General features: G+C 73.1%; 23 protein-coding genes. 11 read left to right on the top strand and 12 right to left on the bottom strand.

Features of this window, described 5'->3' with window-relative positions; all coding sequences use genetic code 11:
* Positions 1-95 precede the first annotated feature (95 nt).
* Together BS73_RS16650 and BS73_RS16655 are read right to left on the bottom strand one after the other, a co-directional pair.
* Entirely contained in the window at positions 96-1,259 is a 1,164-nt protein-coding gene (locus BS73_RS16650; RefSeq protein ID WP_037573302.1) for an SIS domain-containing protein, read from the bottom strand.
* The gene (locus BS73_RS16655; RefSeq protein ID WP_084704126.1) at positions 1,256-2,629 is read right to left on the bottom strand and encodes a D-tagatose-bisphosphate aldolase, class II, non-catalytic subunit; all 1,374 of its coding nucleotides are present in this window, start codon (positions 2,627-2,629) and stop codon (positions 1,256-1,258) included. Before BS73_RS16655 ends, BS73_RS16650 begins: the two co-directional genes overlap by 4 nt.
* Before the next feature lie 120 nt (positions 2,630-2,749).
* Between BS73_RS16655 and BS73_RS16660 the strand changes: the two genes are divergently transcribed.
* Complete coding sequence (locus BS73_RS16660) at positions 2,750-3,574, top strand: GntR family transcriptional regulator (protein ID WP_037573305.1); 825 nt, start codon at positions 2,750-2,752, stop codon at positions 3,572-3,574.
* 234 nt (positions 3,575-3,808) lie between these two features.
* On the opposite strand, the gene BS73_RS16670 is transcribed toward BS73_RS16660, so the two are convergent.
* The 4 genes from BS73_RS16670 to ychF form a co-directional block, all read right to left on the bottom strand.
* On the bottom strand, positions 3,809-4,600 hold the full coding sequence (locus tag BS73_RS16670; protein WP_037573312.1) for a maleylpyruvate isomerase family mycothiol-dependent enzyme: 792 nt from the start codon (positions 4,598-4,600) through the stop codon (positions 3,809-3,811).
* A 131-nt stretch (positions 4,601-4,731) separates the two neighbouring features.
* A complete protein-coding gene (locus BS73_RS16675; protein ID WP_037573315.1) occupies positions 4,732-5,136 on the bottom strand; it encodes a PIN domain-containing protein in 405 nt (134 codons plus the stop codon).
* On the bottom strand, positions 5,124-5,384 hold the full coding sequence (locus BS73_RS16680; RefSeq protein ID WP_037573319.1) for a type II toxin-antitoxin system Phd/YefM family antitoxin: 261 nt from the start codon (positions 5,382-5,384) through the stop codon (positions 5,124-5,126). Before BS73_RS16680 ends, BS73_RS16675 begins: the two co-directional genes overlap by 13 nt.
* Before the next feature lie 413 nt (positions 5,385-5,797).
* Complete coding sequence (gene ychF, locus BS73_RS16685; protein WP_037573321.1) at positions 5,798-6,886, bottom strand: redox-regulated ATPase YchF; 1,089 nt, start codon at positions 6,884-6,886, stop codon at positions 5,798-5,800.
* Between the two features lie 210 nt (positions 6,887-7,096).
* Here ychF and BS73_RS37440 point away from each other — a divergent pair, with 210 nt between their 5' ends.
* Positions 7,097-7,744, top strand: coding sequence for a DUF6542 domain-containing protein (locus BS73_RS37440; protein WP_152617629.1), 648 nt, complete (start codon positions 7,097-7,099; stop codon positions 7,742-7,744).
* A 140-nt stretch (positions 7,745-7,884) separates the two neighbouring features.
* Here the strand turns inward: BS73_RS37440 and ppgK are convergent, their stop codons facing one another.
* Together ppgK and BS73_RS16700 are read right to left on the bottom strand one after the other, a co-directional pair.
* On the bottom strand, positions 7,885-8,628 hold the full coding sequence (gene ppgK / locus BS73_RS16695) for a polyphosphate--glucose phosphotransferase (RefSeq protein ID WP_037573323.1): 744 nt from the start codon (positions 8,626-8,628) through the stop codon (positions 7,885-7,887).
* Between the two features lie 80 nt (positions 8,629-8,708).
* On the bottom strand, positions 8,709-9,680 hold the full coding sequence (locus tag BS73_RS16700; protein WP_037573325.1) for a 4-hydroxy-3-methylbut-2-enyl diphosphate reductase: 972 nt from the start codon (positions 9,678-9,680) through the stop codon (positions 8,709-8,711).
* Positions 9,681-9,822: 142 nt separating this feature from the next.
* Here BS73_RS16700 and BS73_RS16705 point away from each other — a divergent pair, with 142 nt between their 5' ends.
* Positions 9,823-11,235, top strand: a complete 1,413-nt coding sequence (locus BS73_RS16705; protein ID WP_084704129.1) for an APC family permease — start codon at positions 9,823-9,825, stop codon at positions 11,233-11,235.
* A gap of 229 nt (positions 11,236-11,464) precedes the next feature.
* Here the strand turns inward: BS73_RS16705 and BS73_RS16710 are convergent, their stop codons facing one another.
* Entirely contained in the window at positions 11,465-12,130 is a 666-nt protein-coding gene (locus BS73_RS16710; protein ID WP_037573328.1) for a cyclase family protein, read from the bottom strand.
* Positions 12,131-12,189: 59 nt separating this feature from the next.
* On the opposite strand from BS73_RS16710, the gene xseA reads away from it, so the two are divergent.
* The 3 genes from xseA (at position 12,190) to BS73_RS16725 (ending at position 14,465) form a co-directional block, all read left to right on the top strand.
* Positions 12,190-13,413 (top strand): exodeoxyribonuclease VII large subunit, encoded by a 1,224-nt coding sequence (xseA, locus tag BS73_RS16715; RefSeq protein WP_037573332.1) that lies wholly within the window; start codon positions 12,190-12,192, stop codon positions 13,411-13,413.
* Between the two features lie 48 nt (positions 13,414-13,461).
* Complete coding sequence (locus BS73_RS16720) at positions 13,462-13,755, top strand: exodeoxyribonuclease VII small subunit (protein WP_037573335.1); 294 nt, start codon at positions 13,462-13,464, stop codon at positions 13,753-13,755.
* 107 nt (positions 13,756-13,862) lie between these two features.
* Positions 13,863-14,465, top strand: coding sequence for a malonic semialdehyde reductase (locus BS73_RS16725; protein WP_037573339.1), 603 nt, complete (start codon positions 13,863-13,865; stop codon positions 14,463-14,465).
* 64 nt (positions 14,466-14,529) lie between these two features.
* Here the strand turns inward: BS73_RS16725 and BS73_RS16730 are convergent, their stop codons facing one another.
* A complete protein-coding gene (locus tag BS73_RS16730; protein WP_235215428.1) occupies positions 14,530-15,111 on the bottom strand; it encodes a DUF4245 domain-containing protein in 582 nt (193 codons plus the stop codon).
* A 183-nt stretch (positions 15,112-15,294) separates the two neighbouring features.
* Here BS73_RS16730 and glpX point away from each other — a divergent pair, with 183 nt between their 5' ends.
* Positions 15,295-16,335 (top strand): class II fructose-bisphosphatase, encoded by a 1,041-nt coding sequence (glpX, locus tag BS73_RS16735; RefSeq protein ID WP_037573343.1) that lies wholly within the window; start codon positions 15,295-15,297, stop codon positions 16,333-16,335.
* Between the two features lie 139 nt (positions 16,336-16,474).
* Here glpX and BS73_RS16740 read toward each other — a convergent pair whose 3' ends face one another.
* Both BS73_RS16740 and BS73_RS16745 read right to left on the bottom strand, forming a co-directional pair.
* On the bottom strand, positions 16,475-16,804 hold the full coding sequence (locus tag BS73_RS16740; RefSeq protein ID WP_037579907.1) for a WhiB family transcriptional regulator: 330 nt from the start codon (positions 16,802-16,804) through the stop codon (positions 16,475-16,477).
* A 455-nt stretch (positions 16,805-17,259) separates the two neighbouring features.
* Positions 17,260-17,967 (bottom strand): DUF1707 SHOCT-like domain-containing protein, encoded by a 708-nt coding sequence (locus tag BS73_RS16745; RefSeq protein ID WP_037573346.1) that lies wholly within the window; start codon positions 17,965-17,967, stop codon positions 17,260-17,262.
* 130 nt (positions 17,968-18,097) lie between these two features.
* Between BS73_RS16745 and BS73_RS16750 the strand changes: the two genes are divergently transcribed.
* From BS73_RS16750 to BS73_RS16765, 4 genes are all read left to right on the top strand, one after another.
* On the top strand, positions 18,098-19,750 hold the full coding sequence (locus BS73_RS16750; protein ID WP_037573348.1) for a fumarate hydratase: 1,653 nt from the start codon (positions 18,098-18,100) through the stop codon (positions 19,748-19,750).
* 218 nt (positions 19,751-19,968) lie between these two features.
* The gene (locus BS73_RS16755) at positions 19,969-21,354 is read left to right on the top strand and encodes a class II fumarate hydratase (RefSeq protein ID WP_037573350.1); all 1,386 of its coding nucleotides are present in this window, start codon (positions 19,969-19,971) and stop codon (positions 21,352-21,354) included.
* Positions 21,355-21,587: 233 nt separating this feature from the next.
* The gene (locus BS73_RS16760) at positions 21,588-22,280 is read left to right on the top strand and encodes a class I SAM-dependent methyltransferase (protein ID WP_037573355.1); all 693 of its coding nucleotides are present in this window, start codon (positions 21,588-21,590) and stop codon (positions 22,278-22,280) included.
* A 169-nt stretch (positions 22,281-22,449) separates the two neighbouring features.
* Positions 22,450-24,138: an ATP-binding SpoIIE family protein phosphatase gene (locus BS73_RS16765; RefSeq protein ID WP_407675020.1), complete on the top strand. Its 1,689-nt coding sequence runs from the start codon at positions 22,450-22,452 to the stop codon at positions 24,136-24,138.
* The last annotated feature ends 66 nt before the right edge of the window (positions 24,139-24,204 follow it).

Below are 24,204 nucleotides of genomic sequence, written 5' to 3' on the forward strand. Positions count from 1 at the left end.
GTCTGCGCCGTCTGATCCGTCTGATCTGTCTGACCTGTCTCGGTCGGCCCTGCGGTTCAGTCCTGTGGTTCAGTCCTGTGGTCCAGTCCCGCGGTTCAGTCCCGCAGTTCGTGCAGTGTCACGCCCGCCACGACGCGGTTCACCTCACCCGCGGGGAAGGGGTTGTCCGGGCGCAGGCCCCGGGCCTGGGACGCGCGGAGCGCGATGAGCTGCGCGTACACCACCGCGGACAGCGCCAGGGCCACGTCCGGGACGCCGCCGAGGCCGGGGAGCAGCCAGGCGTCGTCGCCGCTGCCCTCCGTGCCGTCGCCGAGGTCCGCCGAGACGGTGACGACGCTCCGCGGGGGGAGGTTCCCGCGCAGCTCCGCGGCGATGTCCAGGTCGTACCGGCGGGTGTACGGATCGTTCGACAGGTACACGACCGCCACCGTGCGGTCGTTGAGCACCGCCTTGGGACCGTGCCGGAAGCCCATCGAGGAGTCCGCGACGGTCACCAGGGCTCCCCCGGTGAGCTCGACCACCTTCAGCGCCGACTCCTCGGCGAGCCCCTTCAGCGACCCGCTGCCCAGGAAGACGATGCGCTCGGGGGCGCGATCGACGAGGGCGCCCGCGGTGCGGTCGACGGCCTCCTTGCCGGTGATCGACTCGACCGCCGCCGCCAGGCGTTCGGCGACCCCGGTGTACGCCTCACCGCCGAGGGCGAGCAGCGCGGCCAGCGTCATGCAGGTGAAGCTCGACGTCATGGCGAAGCCGCGGTCGTTGGCTGCGGGCGGCATCAGCAGCACGTGGGACGACGGCCGCCCGGTGTGCTCCCGCGCCAGCCGGCCCTGCTCGTTGCAGGTGATCACGAGGTGGTGGACCTCGGACAGCATCCGGTCGGCGAGGACAGTGGCGGCCACGGACTCCGGGCTGTCGCCCGACCGCGCGAAGGAGACCAGCAGTGTGGGCACGTCCTCGGCGAGGCAGCCGCGGGGGTCCGCCACCAGGTCGGTGGTGGCGACAGCGTCCACCCGCCGCCCCAGGTCCCGGGCCAGCGCCGGCTGGAGAACCCGGCCGGCGAACGCGGAGGTACCGGCGCCGGTGAGGACCACGCGCAGGTCACCGCGGGCGGTGAGCGGGCGGAGAAAGGCGTCCAGCGTCTCCCGGGAGGCGGCGACGATCCGGTCGACCTCCCGCCACAGATCGGGCTGCTGGGTGATCTCGCGGACGGTGTGGGCAGCGCCGTCGTCGACGGACAGCGTGCCGGTGGACGTGGTCACACCTGCTCCTTCGGGTTCGGGGTCGGGTTCGAGGTCGGGGTCGGGTTCTGGGCCGGGATTGGGTCCGGGGCCGGGATCGGGTCCGGGGCCGGGATCGGGTTGGAGGCGCGGTCGTAGTCGCGCAGGACGTCGCGGACGTGATCCACGGCCAGTTCGCGCGGCCGGGCGGCGAGTTCGCCGCGGCGGACGCGGGCGTACTGGAGCGGAAGGTGGGCACTGAGCAGTGGCAGCGGGATGTCCACAGCAGAGAGGTTCCGCATCAACCGCCCCTGCGCCTCTTCGATCTCGGGGTCTGGCCAGTAGTAGCGCAGCCGGTCGCTGTAGCTGTAGCGGCGGGCCAGGCGCTGCTCCTCGGCGCTGCCGGGGTAGTAGCCCTGCCACTGGGCGGGCTCGGCGAGCATCCGCCGCTCGACGACCTCGGGAAGCCGGGACCGCTCGGCGACCGGCACCAGTTCGTCCTCGATCGCGGCCAGCGCGAACAGCGCCTCGCGCAGGGCGAAGGTCAGCCCCGGGCCCACCTTGAGGACCGCCCAGTGGTCCTCGACCAGTGCGGTGAGCGCCTCGGGGGTCTGGTAGTCGGTCGAGTGGGCCTCGTAGACCATGGCCGGCTCGCCGTCCAGCACCCGGCGCAGCTCCTCGGTCAGCTCCCGCCGGTAGTCGACGACCCGCAGGTGGTCGAACTCCACGGCCGGCTGGACCACGAGCGCCATGACGCGGGGCCATACCCCTTCGATCCCGTGCTCGGCGAACGCCTTGCGGTGCTGCTCCAGAGTCGCGCGCGCCGCCTCGGGCGCGGTCGGGCGGAGGGCGCCGAGCGTCTCGTGGGCGCCGCCGGGCGTGGGGACCTCGGTGCCGATCACATACCGGATCCGCTCCGCCCGGGCCGGACCCACCGCGTCCTCCACCGCCCGGATCAGCCGCGCGGCCCGGCCGGCGACGATCTCGTCGGTCAGCGGCACGGGGTCACCGGCGCAGGAGAAGCTGCAATCCAAGTGGATCTTCGTGAAGCCCGCCTCGGCGTAGCCGGTGACCAGACCGACGGCCTCCTCCATCGCCTTCTCGGGCGGGAGGGATCGCCACCGGTTCGGGCCGAGATGGTCGCCGCCGAGGATCACCCGGTCCAGTGGCAGACCACCCGCGGTCGCGATCCCGTGCACCAGCTCGCGGAAGTCCGCCGGCCGCATCCCCGTGTAACCGCCGTACTGGTCGACCTGGTTGGAGGTCGCCTCCACCAGCACGTGCCCGCCGGTCTCGCGGGCCTGGCGGACCGCCGCCTCGACGACCAGCGGGTGGGCCGAGCACACGGAGGTGATGCCTTGCGGCTGTCCGGCCTTCTGTCGCCGGACCACCTCGTCCAACGGGCTCTGCATGGTCAAACACCTTGCTTTCGTGCGTTTTGAGCCCTTCTGCCTCATTGGCCCCAAGCTCGCTGGAACCGTAACTGGTCTTTTTGGTGGTCGTCAATAGTCGTCTACTGGTATGCTTCTGGTATGCCCACCTCGGAAACCGTGCCCCCGCGCCTCCCGCAGAGCCTGCTCACCGACGACGCGCTGCCGCTCTACGCCCAGGTGGCGGCACGTCTGTGGGCCGACGTCGCGGCCGACGGCGCCCGCCCCGGGGACCGCCTGCCGTCCGAACGGGCCCTCGCCGCGCGGTACGAGGTCTCGCGCGTCACCATGCGCGCGGCGCTCACCGATCTGGCCGCCCGGGGCATGCTCACCTCGGCCGCGGCCCGGGGCTGGTTCGTGGCGGAGACGGCGGTCCTCCCGGAGGCGGAGGAGAAGCAGACCGGGGCCCCCGAGATCCCGGGCACCGGCACCGGCGTCGGCACCCACACCGTGGAGGGCTTCGCCGACTACGCCGCCAAGCACGGACTCGTCACCCGCGCCCGGGTGCTCCACTCCGTGGTCCGGCCGGCGACCGTCGCGGAGGCCGAGACGCTGCGCATCGGGCCCGGCGCCGCCCTCTTCGAGATGCGCCGGCTGCGGTTCCTCGACGGCCAGGTGGTGGTGCTGGAGCACAACCGGCTGCCGCTCGCGCTATGCCCTGTCCTGGCGGAGACCGACTTCACCGAGGCATCCCTCTTCGCGACCCTCCGGGGCGCCACTCCGGCGCAGAACCCCCAGGTCGCGGACTACTCCGTGGAGGCCCGGCAGCCGGACGCCACCGAGCGCGAGCTCCTGGAGATCACCGACGCCACCCCCGTCCTCGTCGCCTACCAGCTCGCCTACAACCAGGACAGCCGTCCCCTCGAACTGACCCTGGCCGCCTACCGCGGCGACCGCTACCACTTCCGCGCGTCCATCACCTCCTGAGCGGTCCGCTGACGAACCGTCAGACAAGGCGGGGCGACCACCACGCCGAGAACGCCGACCCCCGGGGGCGGGACGCGGCACGGCCCCGGCCGACCTGCGGGTCGGCCGGAGCTACTCGGTGCCGCCGCAATCCACGGGGGCGATCCACGCCGAGCCGACGAGTACGCCCCCACACCTTGCCCAGCGCCCATCAACCTGCGCCGGGAGTACACGAGTTGAGCTGGGTGGTGTCCCTTACGCGTTCGGGTCCCAGGCGAAGAGCCGCTCAAAGATTTCCCGGTCGCCGTCGATCTTCACCGACTCCAGCGGTGTGCGTCCGTAGAACCATAGGACCAGCTCACCGGCCGTGCCCCGGGCGGAGGCGTCGGCCGGGGCCTGGGCCTCGCCCTCACCGGCGGCCGGGAGGCGCACGACGCGGGCGCCGTCCGCCTCGACCGTAAAGCGCCAGGAGCGGCCCTCGGTGGCGTGGTAGTCGACGACGGCCGGCTCGTGCGGCCAGACGCCCGACCACGCGCAGCAGGTGAACAGGAACTCCTCGACGCCGTCCAGCGCCACCTCCGCCGGCAGCGGCTGCGCGGTGCCGACGGTGAGCTGGGCGTCATAGGTGTGCATCGCGACCTCCTGAAGCTGGTGCCGGGCGACGGCACCGCTGGTCCGCGGCGACTGCGAGGCGCCCCACCACGTCCAGCACTCCGCGTCCGGGCCGGCCTCCCGCAGGGTGTCCAGCAGCTCCTGCGTCGACGCGGCCAGCCAGGCCACCAGCGCCTCGCGCTCCCGGGGCGCCTGCGCCTCGTCGCGTGCCGCCACGGCCTCGGCCGGCGGGGCATCGGCCGGACCGGCCTTGACGACGGCGGCCCAGAACGGGCGGCCCGCGCCCAGATGCCGCGCCAGGTCGAACAGCGTCCACTCGGGACAGGTCGGCACCTGCACGTCCAGGCTGGGCGCGGCGGCGATCGCGGCCCGGAAGGCCGCCGCCCGCTCGTCGATCAGACGCAGCAGGTCAGGAAGTTCAAGATTCGTCTGCACTGCGGCTGTCTATCACCACACCCCGGCGCCCGAAAGCGAATTTCCCCTCTCCCGCCTGCCGACGCGGCTGTCCGAACCGGCCGCCGACACCGATCGGGCATCCCGGCCACGGTTAACGGCACCGTCGACGGTCACCTGGGCAAAACGCGGGCACGCACCCCTGGAAGGCCTTCGAAGCGGGCCTTCTCATCGGTCGTCACCACCGTCCGCCCGGTGGCGACCGCCGTAGCCGCGATCATCAGGTCATGGGCGCCACGTGGCTCGCCGCTGACCCGGCAGTGAGCCAGCAACCGGGCATGATGCCGAGCAACGGACAGATCGTAGGACTCGATCGGGATGTCGGACAGCACGCCCTCCACGAAAACCCGCCGCCGATCCCGGACCCTGCCCTCCCCCAGCTCGACCCCCTGCAGCAGCTCCGCCGCGGTCACCGCGGCAATCGCGGCATCGTCCTCCTCCCCGATCACCTGGCTCCACTCCAGCCGCCCCCGGTCCACCCCGGCGATGACCCCCGTATCGAGGATCACTCGCTCCACGGGTCGCCCCCCTCGGTCAGCAGCTCCCGGGTGGCCAACACGTCCTCGTACCAGTCGTCGCCCTCGCCGGCACGCGGCAACCGGGAGAGCGAATCCAGCAGAGCCCTGCCGTTCGGGCGGGCCGTGGGCGGCCCCAGCTCGGCGACGAGCTTGCCATTGCGGATGATCTCGATGTGCTCGCCGGCCGCGGCCCGGTCGACCACCGCGGAGAAGTTCCGCGACACCTCGGAAGCACTCATCACAGCCATGGATTCAGAATATCTGAATCGTGGTTCGCTGCCAATCGAACGGCCTCACCGCGAACGAAGCCCCCACGCCGACCGGGGCGGGAGCACGGCATCAACTGTGCCCAGCGGGACTCCGAGGTCTGCTTACCGGACGGTGCACCCTCGCGCCGCTGCCAGCCCGGCGCCACGGCCACAGCGTCCGCGGCATCGGATTGCGTCAATCCTGAGCCAGGAGGTTGCGGCCCTTGTCCATATCGTCACTCAGCCGCGCACACCGACGAGCACCACCTCGGACAGGAGGCCGATCCGGGCGAGGCGCTGGAGGTCGGTCGTTCGGAGGGACGAGCGGGGGCTGAACAAAAATGGCCGATGCCCGGCCGCGGAGCCCCCCTCCGCGAAGCCGGGCCCCCGCCGATGTTGCGCAGCGGGACGTATTACACGTTGAAGCGGAACTCCACCACGTCGCCGTCCTGCATGACGTAGTCCTTGCCTTCCATGCGGGCCTTGCCCTTGGCTCGGGCCTCGGGGACGGAGCCGAGTTCGACCAGGTCGGCGTAGGAGACGATCTCGGCCTTGATGAAGCCCTTCTGGAAGTCGGTGTGGATCACGCCGGCCGCCTCGGGCGCGGTGGCGCCCTTGCGGATGGTCCAGGCGCGGGCCTCCTTGGGGCCGGCCGTCAGGTAGGTCTGCAGGCCGAGGGTGTCGAAGCCGACCCGGGCCAGGGTGGCCAGGCCGGGCTCCTCCACGCCGACGGACTCGAGGAGCTCCATGGCCTCCGCCTCGTCCAGCTCGGCGAGGTCCGCCTCCAGCTTGGCGTTGAGGAAGATCGCCTCGGCCGGGGCGACCAGTGCCCGCTGCTCGTTCTTGAAGTCCTCGTCGACCAGCTCGTCCTCGTCCACGTTGAAGACGTAGAGGAACGGCTTGGTGGTGAGGAGGTGCAGGTCGTGGAGGAGCGGGCCGGTCTCGCTGTCGGCCGTGATCCCGGCGGAGAAGAGGGTGCGGCCCTCCTCCAGGATCGCCTTGGCCTCCTGGACGGCCTTCACCTTGGCCTGCTTGTCCTTCTGGATCCGGGACTCCTTCTCCAGACGGGGCAGCACCTTCTCGATGGTCTGGAGGTCGGCCAGGATCAGCTCGGTGTTGATGGTCTCGATGTCGTCCTTGGGCGAGACCTTTCCGTCCACGTGGACCACGTCCGGGTCCTCGAAGGCCCGGATGACCTGGCAGATCGCGTCCGATTCGCGGATGTTGGCGAGGAACTTGTTGCCCAGCCCCTCGCCCTCGCTGGCGCCGCGCACGATGCCCGCGATGTCCACGAAGTCGACGGTCGCCGGGACCTTCCGCTCGGAGGAGAAGATCTCCGCCAGCCGGTCCAGCCGCGGGTCCGGCACGCCGACCACGCCGACGTTCGGCTCGATGGTGGCGAAGGGGTAGTTGGCCGCCAGCACGTCGTTCTTGGTCAAGGCGTTGAAGAGCGTCGACTTGCCGACGTTCGGCAGACCGACGATTCCGATCGTGAGCGACACGAGGCGACTTCCCGGAAGGTGAAGAGGGACAACGGGCGATCCCCCAGTCTACGGGTCGCCGCGAGGCCTCCGATCCCGCCGGCCCGCGCCTCGAACACGACTAGCACGACTAGCACGGCTCGCGGAGATGCGGGGCGATTCGGGTGACGCGTTCGCCCCAAGGTGTGTCCGTGGCCCCGGGTGGCGTTCATCGGACCGTACGTTGGTCCCGTGGAACAGCGAGAGATGCCCGGCAGCGGTACCGGCGCGGCGGACGGTTCGCGGCGGGCCGGCCGTGTGCCGCCGCCCGCGCGAGCGTCGGAGCGTCCCGCGGCGCGCGGCTCGGCGGCGCGCGGCTCGGCGGCGCGGCCGCGCGCGGGAGCGGCGGCGTCCGCCGCCGCTGCCGTTTCCGCGTCCACCTCGGCGTCCGCCCCCGCGGCCGCGCCGGAGCGCGGGCAGCAGATGCGCGCTCCCGGCCGGCTCACCGCCTTCGGCATCGCGGTGCTGATGGTCGGCGGGACACTGCTCGGCGCGCTCGTCGACCGCTGGCTCTTCGGCGGGCCGGGGATCCTCTTCGGCCTGGTCTTCGTGGTGACCTGCTTCCAGGCCGCCATCCGGGTCCGCCCGATCGACCTGGCCGCCGCGCCGGTGGCGGGTCCGATCGCCTTCGCGTTGGCCCTGCTGATCTGCGGCCAGCACTCCGGCGGCGGCTTCGGGGCACGGGTGCTCGGCCTGGTCACCGACCTCGCCCTGCAGGCCATCTGGCTCTTCATCGGCACGGGCGTCGCCGCCGCCATCACCCTGGCCCGCCACTTCGCCCTCCGCCGGGCGCGGCGGGCGCGCGCGGCAGGCACGGCGGGCGCGGCGGGAAGGCGCTGAACAGAGCGCACCTGGACGGCTGCTGCGGTGCCGCAGACGCCGCCTGCCAGCGAGTCGCCGCCTGACAGCGAGTCGCCGCCTGCCAGCGAGTCACCACCCGGCAGGCCGCCACCGCCCCCCGCACCCCGGCGCCGCCCGCCTCACAGCGCCAGCGACCGCGCCGCCATCGCCGCCCCCACGATGCCCGCGTCGTTCTGCAGCTCCGCGGGAACGATCTCCGCCCGCAGCGGCTTCAGCAGCGGCAGGAACTTGTCGTGCTTCCGGCTGACCCCGCCCCCGACCACGATCAGCTGCGGCGAGAACAGCGCGTCCACCATCCCGAAGTAGTCGTCCAGATGCTCCGCCCAGTGCTTCCAGCTCCACTCGTGCCGCTCGCGGGCCCCGCTTGAGGCGTGCTTCTCGGCGTCCTTGCCGTGCAGTTCGAGGTGGCCCAGCTCGGTGTTGGGGACCAGCACGCCGTCCGTGAAGAGCGCGCTGCCGATCCCCGTGCCCAGGGTGAGCAGCAGGACGACACCCTTGCGGCCGCGCGCGGCGCCGAACGCCACCTCGGCGATGCCGGCCGCGTCCGCGTCGTTGACCACCGCGGTCTTGCAACCGGTCGCGGCGGCGAAGAGGGCCCGGGCGTCCTGGCCGATCCAGCCCTGGTCGACGTTGGCGGCGGTGAGGGTGCGTCCGTCCACCACCACCCCGGGGAAGGTGATCCCGATCGGGCCCTTCCACTGGAACTTGTCCACCACCTGGCGGACAGCGTCCACGACCGCCTCGGGCTCGGAGGGCTGCGGGGTCAGCACCTTGTAGCGCTCCTCGGCGAGAACGCCCCGATCGAGATCGACCGGGGCGCCCTTGATCCCGGAGCCGCCGATGTCCACGCCGAAGATTTCCATGACAACAGGACAACACGGAGGGCTCCGCTCCGGCTACCGCACACTCACCTTCCGTGGCACGCCGCCGGCCTGACGCCGCCTCACTTCGAGGCGGCCTCCGCGCGCAGATCGCGGCGCAGCTCCTTGGGCAGCGAGAACTGCAGGTGCTCCTCGGTGGAGGTGACGACCTCCGGCTCCCCGAAGCCCCGCTCGGCCAGCCACTCCAGCACGCCCCGGACCAGCACCTCGGGGACGGACGCCCCGCTGGTCACGCCGACCGTGCGGACGCCGTCCAGCCAGGCCTCGTCGACCTCGTCGGCGAAGTCCACCAGGTGGGCGTCCTTCGCCCCGGCGCCCAGCGCGACCTCGACAAGACGTACCGAGTTGGAGGAGTTCTTCGAGCCGACCACGATCACCAGGTCGGCCTCGGCGGCGATCTGCTTGATCGCGACCTGCCGGTTCTGGGTGGCGTAGCAGATGTCGTCGCTCGGCGGGGAGACCAGCGCCGGGAAGCGCTCCTTCAGCGCGTCCACAGTGGTCATGGTCTCGTCCACGGAGAGGGTGGTCTGGGAGAGCCAGACGACCTTGTTCTCGTCCCGCACCTTGACCTTGGCGACGTCCTCCGGGCCGTCCACCAGGTGGATCCGCTCGGGGGCCTCGCCCATCGTGCCGATGACCTCCTCGTGGCCCTCGTGGCCGATGAGGAGGATGTCGTAGTCCTCGTCCGCGAACCGGTTGGCCTCCCGGTGCACCTTGGTGACCAGCGGGCAGGTCGCGTCGATGGTGGCGAGGCGCCCGGCCTTCGCCTCGTCGTGGACGGAGGGGGCGACGCCGTGCGCCGAGAAGACCACGATGGCGCCCTCGGGCACCTCCTCCGTCTCGTCGACGAAGATCGCGCCCTTCTTCTCCAGGGTCTGCACCACGTACTTGTTGTGGACGATCTGCTTGCGGACGTAGATCGGCGCCCCGTACTGCTCCAGGGCCTTCTCCACGGTGATGACCGCGCGGTCCACCCCCGCGCAGTAGCCCCGGGGGGCGGCGAGCAGGACGCGGCGCTCGGCAGTTGCAGTCATGGCCCCATCGTAAGGGTGCGACCCGGGAAGATCGGGGGCGCGCCTCCCCCGTCCGCGCCCCCGGGGCGCGCGCAGGCGTGCGACACGCCAGTGCGCGGCCGAATCACCCGCCCCCGGCCGCGCCCGGCCCGATCATCCCGGCATGGACGCAACCCCGACGCCGCCGCCCACGCCACCCACGCCGCCGACCCCGCCGGCCCCGCCCGGCGCCGGGGCGGGCGGCCTGCCCCCCTCGGAGCTGCGCCGCACCCTCCGCTTCCGCGACCTGGTCGTCTACGGGCTGCTCTTCATCGCCCCGATGGCCCCGGTCGGCGTCTACGGCGTCCTCGACGCCAAGAGCCACGGCGCGGTGGCGCTGGTGTACGTGGTGGCCACCATCGCGATGGGGTTCACCGCGGTCTCGTACGCCCAGATGGTGCGGGTGGTCCCGCGCGCCGGCTCGGTGTTCGCGTACGCCCGGGTGGGCCTCGGCGAGGGCTTCGGCTTCATCGCCGGCTGGATGGCGCTGCTGGATTACCTGCTGATCCCGGCGGTGGCCTACGTCTTCTCCGGGATCGCCCTCAACGCGCTGGTGCCCTCGGTCAACCAGTGGATCTGGACCCTCCTCGCGGTGGTGGTGACCACCGCGCTCAACCTGGCCGGGGTCCGGCTCGCCGCCGTGGTCGGGCTGCTGGTGCTGGCCATGGAGATCGCGGTGCTGCTGGTCTTCGTGGTGGCGGCGGTCGTCGAACTGGCGCGGCACGGCGCGGTGCGGCCGCTGGGCTCGCCGTTCACCGGGATCGGCGCCTTCGACTTCGCGGCGGTGCTCTCCGCGGTCTCCGTGGCCGTGCTGTCCTTCCTCGGCTTCGACGCGATCGCCTCCTTCGCCGAGGAGCACCAGGGGCCGGCCGCCGGGGTGGGCCGGGCGGTGCTGTTCTGCCTGGTCCTGGCCGGTGTGCTGTTCGTGGCGCAGACCTATCTGGCGGGGGTGCTCGACCCGCACAGCCCGCAGTACCTGGTCGCCCATCCGGAGGCGCAGGGCTCCGCCTTCTACGACACCGCGGAGGCGGCGATCGGCGGCTGGATGCACACCACGGTCGCGGTCAGCAAGGCGATCGGCGCGGCCTTCGCGGCGCTGGCCGGGCAGGCGGCCGCGGGCCGGCTGGTCTTCGCGATGGCCCGGGAGCGGCGGCTGCCGCGCATCCTCGGCTCGGCGGACGGCGGGGTGCCGCGGCGGGCGCTGCTGCTCGCCGCGGTGATCACGATGGTGGCCGCGGTGTGGGGGGCGGAGGCCACCAACGGACTCGACCACCTCACCTCGATCGTGAACGTGGGCGCGCTCAGCGCGTTCATCCTGCTGCACGCCTCCGTCCTCGGCTGGTACGCGGTCCGCAACCGCAGCCGGGCCTGGCTTCCACACGTGGTCGTGCCGGTGCTGGGGATCGCCGTCATCGCCGCCGTGCTGTACGAGGCGACGGGGCAGGCGCTGCTGGTGGGCGCGGTGTGGCTGGGTCTGGGCGTGATCGCGCTGGGCGTGCAGCGCGGGACGCGCGGGACGGAGGGACAGCCCCGCTGAGCCGCCCCCGGCGCAGCGCCGCAGGCGCGAGACAGGGGGCGCGGGGAACTGCGCGGCCAGCCATCCACTCTGCCGCACGCGGCAGCGGAGTCCGGGTTGCAACCCGATAGCCGCTCCCGACTGCGGCGCCGTAGTCGCCTGGCCGCGCAGTTCCCCGCGCCCCGTCTCGCGCCTGCGGCGCTGCGCCGGGGGGGCGCGACCCTTCGGGCTCGCCGGGGCTCGCCGGTCCTCAGCGCGCCTCGCGTACCCGGGCGATCGCGCGGATCGGCGCCCCGTCGGCCCGGGGGCCGGCCAGGCGCAGCGGCAGCAGGGCGATCTCCAGGTCCGCCTCCGCCGGGAGCTCGCACAGCGCATCCAGGCCGCGGAGGTTCTCCGCGATCACCGCCCCCGCCCCGCACAGCACCCGATGCGCCGTCAACTCGCGGGCCGGAGTGGCGTCCACGCTCATCGCGTCCACCCCGACCGTCTGCACCCCGCGCTCGACCAGGTACTCGGCCGACGCCCGGGAGAGGTACGGGTGCGCCTGGTACCGCTCGCTCCCCCAGTGCTCGGACCAGCCCGTGACCACCAGCACCAGCACCCCCTTCCGCAGCCGCTCCCCGTACCGGACGAAGTACTCCCGGCCGATCGGCGTCCGCGGCGCGAGGCCGCGGGCGTCCACCACCACGCCCGGCCCGAGGAACCGCTCCAGCGGCAGCTCGTCCAGCCGCGGCCAGCGGTCGTCCACGTGGTAGGGGGCGTCCACATGGGTGCCGGACTGCGAGCCCATGGCCACATGCAGCAGGTTGACGCCGTCCCGGGCGGCGGTCAGGGCCGGTCGCAGGGCCACCTCCGGATCGCCGGGGTAGACGGGCATGCCGGTGCGGACGGGGTGGGTGAGGTCGAACAGCCGCATGCGCTCCAGTCTGCCGCGCGCCGGGCCGAGCTGTCGGCGGCTGGCCGTAGGCTCGTGGCATGCCATTGCAGACGAGCGCCGAGTCCCCGCTGCCCGTGAGCAAGGTGTCCGCGCTGATCGGCGGCTGGATCGACCGGCTCGGGGCGGTCTGGGTCGAGGGCCAGATCACCCAGCTCTCCCGGCGCCCCGGGGCGGGCGTGGTCTTCCTGACGCTCCGGGACGCCTCCGAGGACGTCTCGGTCTCGGTGACCTGCTACCGCCGGGTCTTCGACGCCGTCGCCGACGTGGTCGCCGAGGGGGCGCGGGTGGTCGTGCTGGCCAAGCCCGAGTGGTACGCCCCGCGCGGGACGCTCTCGCTGCGCGCCGCCGAGATCCGCCCGGTCGGCCTCGGCGAGCTGCTGGCCCGCCTGGAGCGGCTGAAGCGCGTCCTCGCCGCCGAGGGGCTCTTCGCGGCCGACCGCAAACGGCCCCTGCCCTTCCTCCCCTCCCGCATCGGCCTGGTCACCGGCCGCGCCTCGGCCGCCGAGCGGGACGTCCTGCAGAACGCCCGGCTGCGCTGGCCGGCGGTCGCCTTCGAGATCCGCAACGTCCCCGTCCAGGGCGTCCACGCGGTCCCCCAAGTCATCGCCGCCGTCCAGGAGTTGGACGCGGACCCAGAGGTGGACGTGATCATCGTCGCCCGCGGCGGCGGCAGCGTGGAGGACCTCCTGCCGTTCTCGGACGAGCAGCTCGTCCGCGCGGTCTCGGAGGCCCGCACCCCGGTGGTCAGCGCCATCGGCCACGAGCCCGACATGCCGCTGCTGGACTATGTGGCCGACCTCCGCGCCTCGACGCCGACGGACGCGGCGAAGCGGGTGGTCCCGGACGTCCGCGAGGAGCAGGCCCGGGTCCGCCAGGCCTGCGAGCGGGCCCGGTACGCGATCCGGTCCCGGATCGAGCGGGAGCAGGCCGGGCTGGACTCGGTGCGCAGCCGCCCGGCCCTCGCGGCCCCGTACCGGATGCTGAACGACCGCGAGGGCGAGCTGGAGCTCCTGCTGGACCGCGCCCGCCGCTGCCTCCACCACCGCCTGGACCGCGCCTCCGGCGAGCTGGAGCACACCCTCGCCCGGGTGGTGGCCCTCTCCCCCGCCGCCACCCTCCAGCGCGGCTACGCGGTCCTCCAGCGGGCGGACTACTCGGTGGTCCGCGATCCGGCCGCGGTGGGCCCCGGCGAAGCCCTCCGGGCCCGGGTCGCCGAGGGCGAGTTCACCGTGGAGGTGACCTCCGCCCCGCCCCGCGGCTAGCGCCGGGGCCTCGGCCGGAACGTCGGTGGGCGGCTCTAGGCTGGGCCCATGGCAGATGAGAAGCAGGATGCCGGCGCGGCCGACGACGCCCTGGGTTACGAGCAGGCCCGTGAGGCCCTGCTGGAGGTCGTCCGGAATCTGGAGGCCGGCGGCAGCTCCCTGGAGGAGTCGCTCGCCCTCTGGGAGCGCGGCGAGCGCCTCGCCAAGGTCTGCCAGCGCTGGCTGGACGGCGCCCGCGCCCGCCTGGACGCGGCCCTCGCCGAGGATTCCGGCGACCCGGAGGAGGCCGACCAGGCCGACCAGGCCGAGGAGAAGCAGGGCGGGGCCACGGCCGCCCGCTGAGCCGGGCCCGGCTCGACGGCCCGGCCCCCCGGCCCCGGCTCGACGTAGTTCAACTTTGTACTACCCTGATCGTCGTCCCACCGAACGATCAGCGAGGTAGCCCCATCATGTCCGACCCCGCCCTGGTACTCGACGAGGCCGCCCAGGACCTCCTCTTCCGCGAGGCGCACACCGCGAGCGCCTTCTCCCCGGAGCCCGTCTCGGACGAGCAGCTGCGCGCCGTCTACGACCTGGTGAAGTACGGCCCCACCGCCTTCAACCAGACCCCGCTGCGGATCGTCCTGGTCCGCTCCGCCGAGGCCCGCGAGCGCCTGGTGGCCCACATGGCGGACGGCAACAAGGCCAAGACCCTGGCCGCCCCGCTGACCGCGATCCTCGCCGCGGACTACGAGTTCCACGAGGAGCTCCCGCGCCTCGTCCCGCACTTCCCGGGCCTCAAGGACGCCTTCTTCGGCGCCCGCGAGGTCCGCGAGGGCTCCGCCGCCCTCAACGCCGCCCTGCAGATGGGCTACCTGATCGTCGGCATCCGCGCGGCCGGCCTCGCCGCCGGGCCGATGACCGGCTACGACGCCGCCGGGATCGACAAGGAGTTCTTCCCCGAGGGCGACCACTCGGTGATCTCCGTGATCAACATCGGCAGGCCCGGCGACGAGGCCTACAAGCCCCGCGCCCCGCGCCTGGACTACGACGAGGTCGTCACCACCGTCTGACGCACCTCGGAAGTACCTCGGAAGCACCGCCGAAGCACCCGGCCGGCCGGCTCGGGTGCTTCGGCTACTTCAGCGCCGCCGCGAACCTCGCCAGCTGCGCCCACGACTCGGTGCCCGTGACCACCACGGTGTCCTTGGCCTCCTGCCGTACCAGCGCCCGGTAACGGTCGCCCTGGTACCTGGCCCACTGCTGCCCGCCGACCGTCTGGGCGCCGCCCGACCTGGCCGCGTTCGTCGTCACGTCGGCGAACCAGCTCTGCCGGTCCGACCCGGCCGGGGCGCCGCTCTGCTCCAGCGCGACGTACTGGCCGCCCGGGTCGATGAAGCCGAGGTGCCAGGTGGAGGCGCTGGGGTCGTAGTCCACCGAGGTCGCCCGGTAGCCGGAGGACAGCCCGGCCGGCTCCAGGATCGGGTACGGCGCGGCCCGCTTCGCCGACAGGTACGAGTCCCGGTACGAGATCTCGTGGACGGCGCTCTTCCCGCTGTGCGGGATGAACGCGTAGATCACCGCGCCGAACGCCAGCACGGCGATCAGGGACAGCACCATGTCCCGCGATGACTTTGACAACATCCCCTTGCGCTTCGGCGGGGTCTGCTCCGACGGCGCCGCCGCCTGCGGGGACTGGATCGCTTCACTACTGGCCACGCCACCATGGTGGCCCATGCCCGGACGAATACCGCACACGGGGTTCGGGTACCGGCGCCGTACCGCCGCCCACCGGCCCGTAGCCGCCCGCGGGTGTGCGCGGCCACAGACGGTCCACGCAGGTCGGCGATACGATCGCAGGACCCTCATTCCGGCCGTCGTCGCTCAGAAGGGCATGAATCGATGACCGCGCAGAACCCGCACCACCTTCCCTCGTCGCTGGAGGTCGCCCCCGAGGCCCCCGACCGCAACCTCGCCCTCGAACTCGTCCGGGTCACCGAGGCCGCCGCGATGGCGGCCGGCCGCTGGGTCGGCCGGGGCGAGAAGAACGGCGCGGACGGCGCCGCCGTCAAGGCCATGCGCACCCTCGTCCACACCGTCTCGATGAACGGCGTCGTCGTCATCGGCGAGGGCGAGAAGGACGAGGCCCCGATGCTCTTCAACGGGGAGCGGATCGGGGACGGCACCGGCGCCGAGTGCGACGTCGCCGTGGACCCGATCGACGGGACCACCCTCACCGCCAAGGGGATGCCGAACGCGCTGTCCGTGCTGGCCGTCGCCGACCGCGGCACCATGTACGACCCGTCCGCCGTCTTCTACATGGAGAAGCTGGTGGCCGGCCCGGAGGCCGCCGAGTTCGTGGACATCACCGCCCCCGCAGCGGTGAACATCCGCCGGGTGGCCAAGGCCAAGGGCTGCGCCCCGGAGGACGTCACGGTCGTCCTGCTGGACCGGCCGCGGCACGAGCGGCTCGCCCAGGAGATCCGGGACGCCGGGGCCAGGATCAAGTTCATCTCGGACGGCGACGTGGCCGGCGCGATCATGGCCGTCCGCGACGGCACCGGCGTCGACCTGCTGCTCGGCATCGGCGGCACGCCCGAGGGGATCATCGCGGCCTGCGCGATCAAGTGCCTGGGCGGCACCATCCAGGGCCGGCTGTGGCCGAAGGACGACGCCGAGCGCGCGAAGGCGGTCGACGCGGGCCACGACCTGGACCGGGTGCTGATGACCGACGACCTGGTCAGCGGCGAGAACGTGTTCTTCGTGGCGACCGGGATCACCGACGGCGAGCTGCTGCCGGGCGTCCAGTACCGCGCCGAGACGGCCACCACCAGCTCGCTGGTGATGCGGTCCAAGAGCGGCACGATCCGGCAGATAGACAGCCGCCACAAGCTGTCCAAGCTCCGCGCCTACAGCCAGATCGACTTCGACCGCCCGGCGTAGCCGGTCGCCCGTGCGGTTCCCCGCGATTCGCCGAGGAGTTCAAGGGGCGCGGGGAACCGAACGGCAGGCCGCCCGCGGGCCGACGGCCGCCCCCGCGCGGCCGGCCCGGCTGGTGGACGCCCCCGTGGCCCCGGAGCGCTCAGCCCGCGGCGGCGATGTGCCGCGCCTCCCGGAGCTCCAGCTCGCGGCGGCGGCGCCGGGCCAGCACCACCCGCCGCTCCGCCGCGGTCAGCCCGCCCCACACCCCGTACGGCTCGGGCATCAGCAGCGCGTGCTCGCGGCACTCCAGCAGCACCGGGCAGCGCGCGCAGACCCGCTTCGCCGCCTCCTCACGGGCCAGCCGCGCCGCGGTCGGCTCCTTGGACGGGGCGAAGAAGAGACCCGCCTCGTCCCGCCGGCAGGCCGCGCCCGCGTGCCAGGGGTTGTCGTCGCCGGTTCGCCCTCCGCTGGGGGTCCCTCCTGCCCGAATGGCTTGGGGGACGGCTCCGTCTGCGGCGCCTCCGGGCCCCCGCTGACTCACCACTCGGGGGCGGGAAGCTTCCTGACGGGCTTCGATCGGATGCAGCACGGCGCACTCCTGACGACGGCTAGGCGAGGGCTGACGTCGCTCCACGGCCGGTTGCAGTCGGTCGAGCGGCTGGAGGGGTTCCGGGGTGCGCCACTCGGCCGCACAGCCTCGCGGACGATGTGCCCCAGAACTACCCCGGCGGAATCTGATTCATGCACACCGCACGGATTTCGATCATCCGGTCAAACGGCCCCGAACGAACACCGTCCGTTTCCCCGCCGGCGTCCGTCCGTTCCCCGCGAAGCCTCCGCCGGGTCGCCGTCCGGCCCCGGCCGGTCACCGCCCGATCGCCGTCCGGTCGCCGCCCAGCCGTCGTCCGCCCCGCGGGCCCCGTCGGCCCCGCGGGCAACCGCCCGCTACTCCTCCAGCTCCCCCCGGCGCTCCCGCCTCAGCTCCTGCTTGCGGCGCTTCCGCCGCTTCATCCGGCCCGCGACCCCGCCGAAGACCGCCGCCCCCTCGATCCGGACCACGGGTGCCGACGGCTCCGGCGCCTCCTCCTGCCGGATGTCGAAGCCGCCGAAGACGCCCGCGCCGCCGCCGTGGAGGGTGACGTCCTCCGGCACCACCACGTTGATCCCGCCGAAGACCGCCACGCACCGGATCACCGTCTCCGGGGCCTCGAACACCGCGTCCGTGAAGTCGAAGTCGATACCGCCGAAGACCGCGACCGCGTTGATGTGCCGCCGTACCCGCCAGCGGCCCTTGCGCTCGGCGCCGCCGAAGATCGCCACGATCTTGGTGGCGGGCCCGTCGCCGGCGTCCGGCCCATACGCCCGCTCGACCTCGGGGCGGGCGGCCGGCCGCGACGCCCCCTCGGTCTGCGCGACATGCTCCTGATGCACCGGCAGGTCCCGGGTCAGCGGCACCAGTTCGCCCTGGGTGCGGGCCGCGTAGGCGGCGTCCACCCGCTCTGCGTGCTCGTCCATGGTGAGCCGCCCCTCGGCGAAGGCGTCGCGCAGCCAGCCGACCACCCGCTCCCGGTCCGCGTCCGAGGCCCGCAGCTCGACCCGCTGCTCCACCGGCTTCGCCGGCCTGTTCGGCTCTTTCTCCGCCTGGTTGTCCACGGGCCCGAGAATAGAGCGATGTGACGTGCGCTACCACGCCCGCCCACCTGCCGCGACCGGAGGGCGTTCTACCCTGTTTTCTGCCCGCCGACGCAGACGGGACCCAGCGACCCCAGTGAGGAAGCGACCCATGCCCGAGTTCGCCTACACGGACCTGCTGCCCCAGGGAGCCGACGAGACTCCCTACCGCCTCGTCACCAGCGAGGGGGTCAGCACGTTCGAGGCCGACGGGCGCACGTTCCTCAAGGTCGAGCCGGAGGCGCTGCGCAAGCTGGCCGCCGAGGCCATGCACGACATCGCCCACTACCTGCGCCCGGCCCACCTCCAGCAGCTCCGCCGGATCCTGGACGACCCGGAGGCCAGCCCGAACGACAAGTTCGTCGCCCTGGACCTGCTGAAGAACGCCAACATCGCGGCGGCCGGCGTCCTCCCGATGTGCCAGGACACCGGCACCGCGATCGTGATGGGCAAGCGCGGCCAGAACGTCCTCACCGCGGGCGGCGACGAGGAGGCCCTCTCCCGGGGGATCTTCGACGCCTACACCAAGCTCAACCTGCGGTACTCGCAGATGGCCCCGCTGACCATGTGGGAGGAGAAGAACACCGGCTCCAACCTCCCCGCGCAGATCGAGCTCTACGCCACCGACGGGGACGCCTACAAGTTCCTCTTCATGGCCAAGGGCGGCGGCTCGGCCAACAAGTCCTTCCTCTTCCAGGAGACCAAGGCCGTCCTCAACGAGGCCTCGATGATGAAGTTCCTGGAGCAGAGGATCCGGGGCCTCGGCACGGCCGCCTGCCCGCCGTACCACCTGGCGATCGTGGTCGGCGGGACCAGCGCCGAGTACGCGCTGAAGACCGCGAAGTACGCCTCCGCCCACTACCTGGACACCCTGCCGACCGAGGGCTCCCCGGCCGGAAACGGCTTCCGCGACCTGGAGCTGGAGAAGAAGGTCTTCGAGCTGACGCAGAAGATCGGCATCGGCGCGCAGTTCGGCGGCAAGTACTTCTGCCACGACGTCCGGGTGGTCCGGCTGCCCCGGCACGGCGCCTCCTGCCCGGTGGCCATCGCGGTCTCCTGCTCGGCGGACCGCCAGGCGGTCGCCAAGATCACCGCCGACGGCGTCTTCCTGGAGCAGCTGGAGACCGACCCGGCCCAGTACCTGCCGGAGACCACCGACGAGCACCTCAACGATGACGTCGTCTCGATCGACCTCAACCGCCCGATGGACGAGGTCCTCGCCGAGCTGACGCAGCACCCGGTGAAGACCCGGCTCTCCCTCACCGGCACGCTGGTCGTCGCCCGCGACATCGCCCACGCGAAGATCAAGGAGCGGCTGGACGCGGGCGAGGAGATGCCGGAGTACCTGAAGAACCACCCGGTGTACTACGCCGGCCCGGCGAAGACCCCCGAGGGGTACGCCTCCGGCTCCTTCGGCCCGACGACGGCCGGGCGGATGGACTCCTACGTCGAGCAGTTCCAGGCGGCCGGCGGCTCCAAGGTGATGCTGGCCAAGGGCAACCGCTCGCAGCAGGTCACCGACGCCTGCGCCAAGCACGGCGGCTTCTACCTCGGCTCGATCGGCGGTCCGGCGGCGCGGCTGGCCCAGGACTGCATCAAGAAGGTCGAGGTCCTGGAGTACGCGGAGCTCGGCATGGAGGCCGTCTGGCGGATCGAGGTGGAGGACTTCCCGGCGTTCATCGTCGTCGACGACAAGGGCAACGACTTCTTCGCCGACCCGGCGCCGTCGACCCCGACGTTCACGACGATCCCCGTGCGCGGCTAGGCGCTGCCGGGCGGGTGCGGGTGCGGGTGAGTGGTGGGCTGGGCGCGCAGTTCCCCGCGCCCCTGATCTCGCGCCTTCGGCGCTGAAATCCGGGGCGCCCGGGATTTGCGGCCCGAAGGGCCAGGCACATCAGGGGCGCGGGGAACTGCGCGCCCGGCCGCTACGGCGCGACTCCCGCCGCGGGAACAAAACCCGCTGCCCACCCCGCTGTGCGAAGCATGAGCGAGTACCGCGTAGAGCATGACTCGATGGGCGAGATCCGCGTCCCGGCGGAAGCGAAATGGCGTGCGCAGACCCAGCGCGCCGTCGAGAACTTCCCGATCTCCGGGCGACCGCTCGACCCCGCCCACATCCAGGCCCTGGCCCGGATCAAGGCCGCCGCCGCCAAGGTGAACGCCGAGCTCGGCGTGGTGGACGCGGACACCGCCGAGGCCATCGCGGAGGCCGCCGGCGAGATCGTCGCCGGCCGCTGGCACGACCAGTTCCCGATCGACGTCTTCCAGACCGGCTCCGGCACCTCGTCCAACATGAACGCCAACGAGGTGATCGCCACCCTGGCCGCCGAGCGCCTCCACCGCCCGGTGCACCCGAACGACGAGGTCAACGCCAGCCAGTCGTCCAACGACGTCTTCCCGTCCTCGATCCACATCGCCGCGGCGACCGCCGTCACCGAGGACCTGATCCCCGCCCTGCGCCACCTCTCCGCCGCCTTCGACCGCAGGTCGGTGGTCTTCGCGGACGTGGTCAAGTCGGGCCGCACCCATCTGATGGACGCCACCCCGGTCACCCTCGGCCAGGAGTTCGGCGGGTACGCCGCGCAGGTCGCGCTCGGCATCGAGCGGCTGGAGTCCGCGCTGCCGCGGGTCGCCGAACTCCCGCTCGGCGGAACGGCGGTGGGCACCGGCATCAACACCCCGCCCGGCTTCGCCGCCAAGGTGATCGCCGAGGTCTCCCGGGCGACCGGGATCGAGTTCACCGAGGCCCGCAACCACTTCGAGGCGCAGGGCGCCCGGGACGCGCTGGTGGAGCTGAGCGGCCAGCTGCGTACCATCGCGGTCGGCTTCCTGAAGATCGCCAACGACCTCCGCTGGATGGGCTCGGGGCCGCGCACCGGCCTCGGCGAGATCAACCTGCCCGACCTCCAGCCCGGCTCCTCGATCATGCCGGGGAAGGTCAACCCGGTACTCCCGGAGGCGACCGCGATGGTCGCCGCGCAGGTGATCGGGAACGACGCGACCATCGCCACCGGCGGGGCCAGCGGCAGCTTCGAACTGAACGTGATGATGCCGGTGATCGCCCGCAACCTGCTGGAGTCGGTCCGGCTGCTGGCCAACGTGGCCAGGCTGCTGGCGGACCGGACGGTGGACGGGATCACCGCGAACGAGGAACGGCTGCGCGAGTACGCGGAGTCCTCGCCCTCGATCGTCACGCCGCTCAACCGCTACCTCGGCTACGAGGAGGCCGCGAAGATCGCCAAGCAGGCGCTGGCCGAGCGCAGGACGATCCGCGAGGTCGTGGTGGAGCGCGGTCACGTCGAGTCCGGCCGGATCTCCGAGGCGGACCTGGACCGGGTCCTGGACGTCCTGTCGATGACGTCCCCCTGAGCCGGGCCGTGGCCCGCCGCCGGCGGGCCGCGACCCCCGCTCAAGCGAGCCCACCCGGCGCGCGCGGAGGGTGAACGCGACCCCCGCGCCCTCACGCGCCCACCCCTGTCCCGCCCGGTGATCGCACGAACCGGGGAAAGCCGTCCCACCTCTCCTCCCTCCCCCCTATGCTCGAAACCGGTCGACATTCCAATCAGTCCCAGCCCACCACTGGCGAAAGGTGCGGCCAGGTCGTGACCACCGCAGACACCGCCCTCGCGGCCCCCGCTCGCGCCCCCGACGCGCCCTTCGACTCGATCGGGCCCCGCTACGACCGGGCGTACCCGGACCGCAAGGGCCAACTGGACGCTGGCGCCTGGCTGTTGGAGCGGCTCCCCGCGGGTTCCCGGGTGCTGGACCTCGGCTGCGGCAGCGGACTGCCGACCGCCCGGCAGCTCTCCGCCGGCGGACTGCGGGTCACCGGCGTCGACATCGCCGGCGGCATGCTCAGCCTGGCCCGCGAGCGCGTCCCCTCGGCCGGCTTCCACCGCCTGGACCTCCGCCAGGTCGGCACCGCCGAGGCGCTCGCCGCCGGCGCCCCGCCCGAGCTCGGCCCGGACGCCCGGCACGGCTTCGACGCGGTCGCCGCCTTCTTCAGCCTGATGCTGCTGCCCAGGGCCGAGATCCCGGCGGTGCTGCGGCGGATCCGCGGCCTGCTGGCGCCCGGCGGGCTGCTCGTCCTCGGCATGGTGGAGGCCGATGTGGACGACTACTCGCTGCCGTTCCTCGGCCGGGAGATCCGCGTCTCCGGCTATCTCCGGGAGGAGCTGGCGGCCCTCCTCACCGCCCACGGCTTCCGGGTCGAGCACCAGGCCGTCTACCCGTACGCCCCGGCGAGCACCGAGGTGCCCCCGGAGGAGCAGCTCTACTACCACTGCCGGACCTGACGACGCGCGCGGCCGCAGCGCGAGGACGGGCATCGCTGTGCACATCCACGAAGGACTGAGCGAGCGGAGCGACGGAACCCCCCTGCCCGGACCGCGTGCGGCCGCGGGCGCCCGGCAGTCCCCCGCCCGCACCCTGACGGAGCCTCAACTCCAGGACCGCATACGGTACTTGGACCGCGCGACCAGACGGATCCACAACGCCCTGGACCTGGACGACACCCTCCACGGGCTGTGCCGGGCCGCGGTCCCCTCGCTGTCCGACGGCATCCTGGTGCACCTCCGCGAGCCCACCCCGCTCCACGAGCCCCCCGCCGGCAGCACCGCTCCCCCCGTCCCGCTGCGGCTGCGCCGGGTGGACACCGCCCCCGGCGGTCCGCCCGGGGCCGGCCCCGCCGAGTGGGCCCCGCGGGAGTGCCGCCCCCGGCGCGGCGGCCCGCTGGACACCGCCCTCCGCCGCTCCCGCACCCTCGGCCCGGTGGTCATCGGCCGCTCCGGTTCGCCACCGGTGCTCGCCCTCCTCGACGAGCTGTACGGGGCGGAGAGCGCCGAGCGGCTGCCGGCCGGCACCTCGGTGGTGGCCGTCCCGCTGCGCGGGCGGTCGACCGTCCTCGGGCTGCTGGTCCTGCTGCGCTGGCCGGGCAGCCCGCCGTTCGAGCAGCTGGACCTGCTCACCGCCGGCCACCTGGCCACCGTGGCCGCGCTCGGCGTGGACACCGCCGTCCGGTACGGCGCCGAGGCGCAGATCGCCGACGAGCTGCAGCGGAACATGCTGCCGGCCGGCCTGCCCGAGCCGGCGGGCGTCCGGCTGGCGCACCGCTACCTGGCCGCCGGGCAGACCGCCCATGTCGGCGGCGACTGGTACGACGCGATCCCGCTGCCCGGCAACCGGGTGGCGCTGGTGATCGGCGACGTGATGGGGCACTCCATCACCTCGGCCGCGATCATGGGCCAGCTGCGCACCACCGTGCAGACCCTGGCCGGCCTCGACCTCCCTCCGCACGAGGTCCTCCACCACCTCGACGAGCAGGCCCAGCGCCTCGGCCACGAGCACATGGCGACCTGCGTCTACGCGGTCTACGACCCGATCGCCGGCCGGCTGGTGCTGGCCGAGGCGGGCCACGTGCCGCCGCTGCTGATCGCCCCGGACGGCCGGGCCGAGTACCTGGACCTGCCGCCGGGCGCGCCGATCGGCGTCGGCGGCGTCGCCTTCGAGTCGGTCGAGGTGCCGGCCCCGCCGGGGACCCGGCTCCTCCTCTACACCGACGGGCTGGTCGAGTCGCACACCCGGGACGTCCGGCTGGGCATGGAGCTGCTGGCGGAGGGGGTGGCCGCGGCCGACCCCGAGGCGGCCCCCGGCGAGGTCTGCGAGCGGGCCCTGTCCATCCTCGGCCCGGGCGACCGGGACGACGACATCGCGCTGCTGCTGGCCCACTGCGACGGCATACCGGCGGAGAACGTCGCCTACTGGTTCCTCGCCCCCGGCCCCGAGACGCCCGGCCGGGCCCGCCGGCTGGCCCGGCACGCGCTCCAGCGCTGGGGCCTCGACGAGCTGCGCGACTCCACCGAGCTGATGGTCTCCCTGGTGGTGACCAACGCCGTCCGGTACGCCACCCGCCCGCTGACGCTCCGCCTGGTGCGCACCGAGACCGGCGGCGCGGACTCCGCGTTCCAGCGCGGCGGCGGGGTGGTGCGCTGCGAGGTCGGCGACGACTCCCCGCAGCTGCCGCGGATGCGCAGGCCGGGGCCGGAGGACGAGGCCGGGCGCGGGCTCTACCTGGTGAGCCGGATGGCGCAGCGCTGGGGGGCGACCCGGCTGAGCACCGGCAAGGTCGTCTGGTTCGAACAGCGGGTGGGCTGATCCCGGGGCGCCGGGCCGCCAGGTCGCCGGGGCATTCGACGGTTCGTAACCTCCTCGTTCGTACCC

The organism is Phaeacidiphilus oryzae TH49 (assembly GCF_000744815.1).
GTDB classification, from domain to species: Bacteria; Actinomycetota; Actinomycetes; order Streptomycetales; family Streptomycetaceae; genus Phaeacidiphilus; species Phaeacidiphilus oryzae.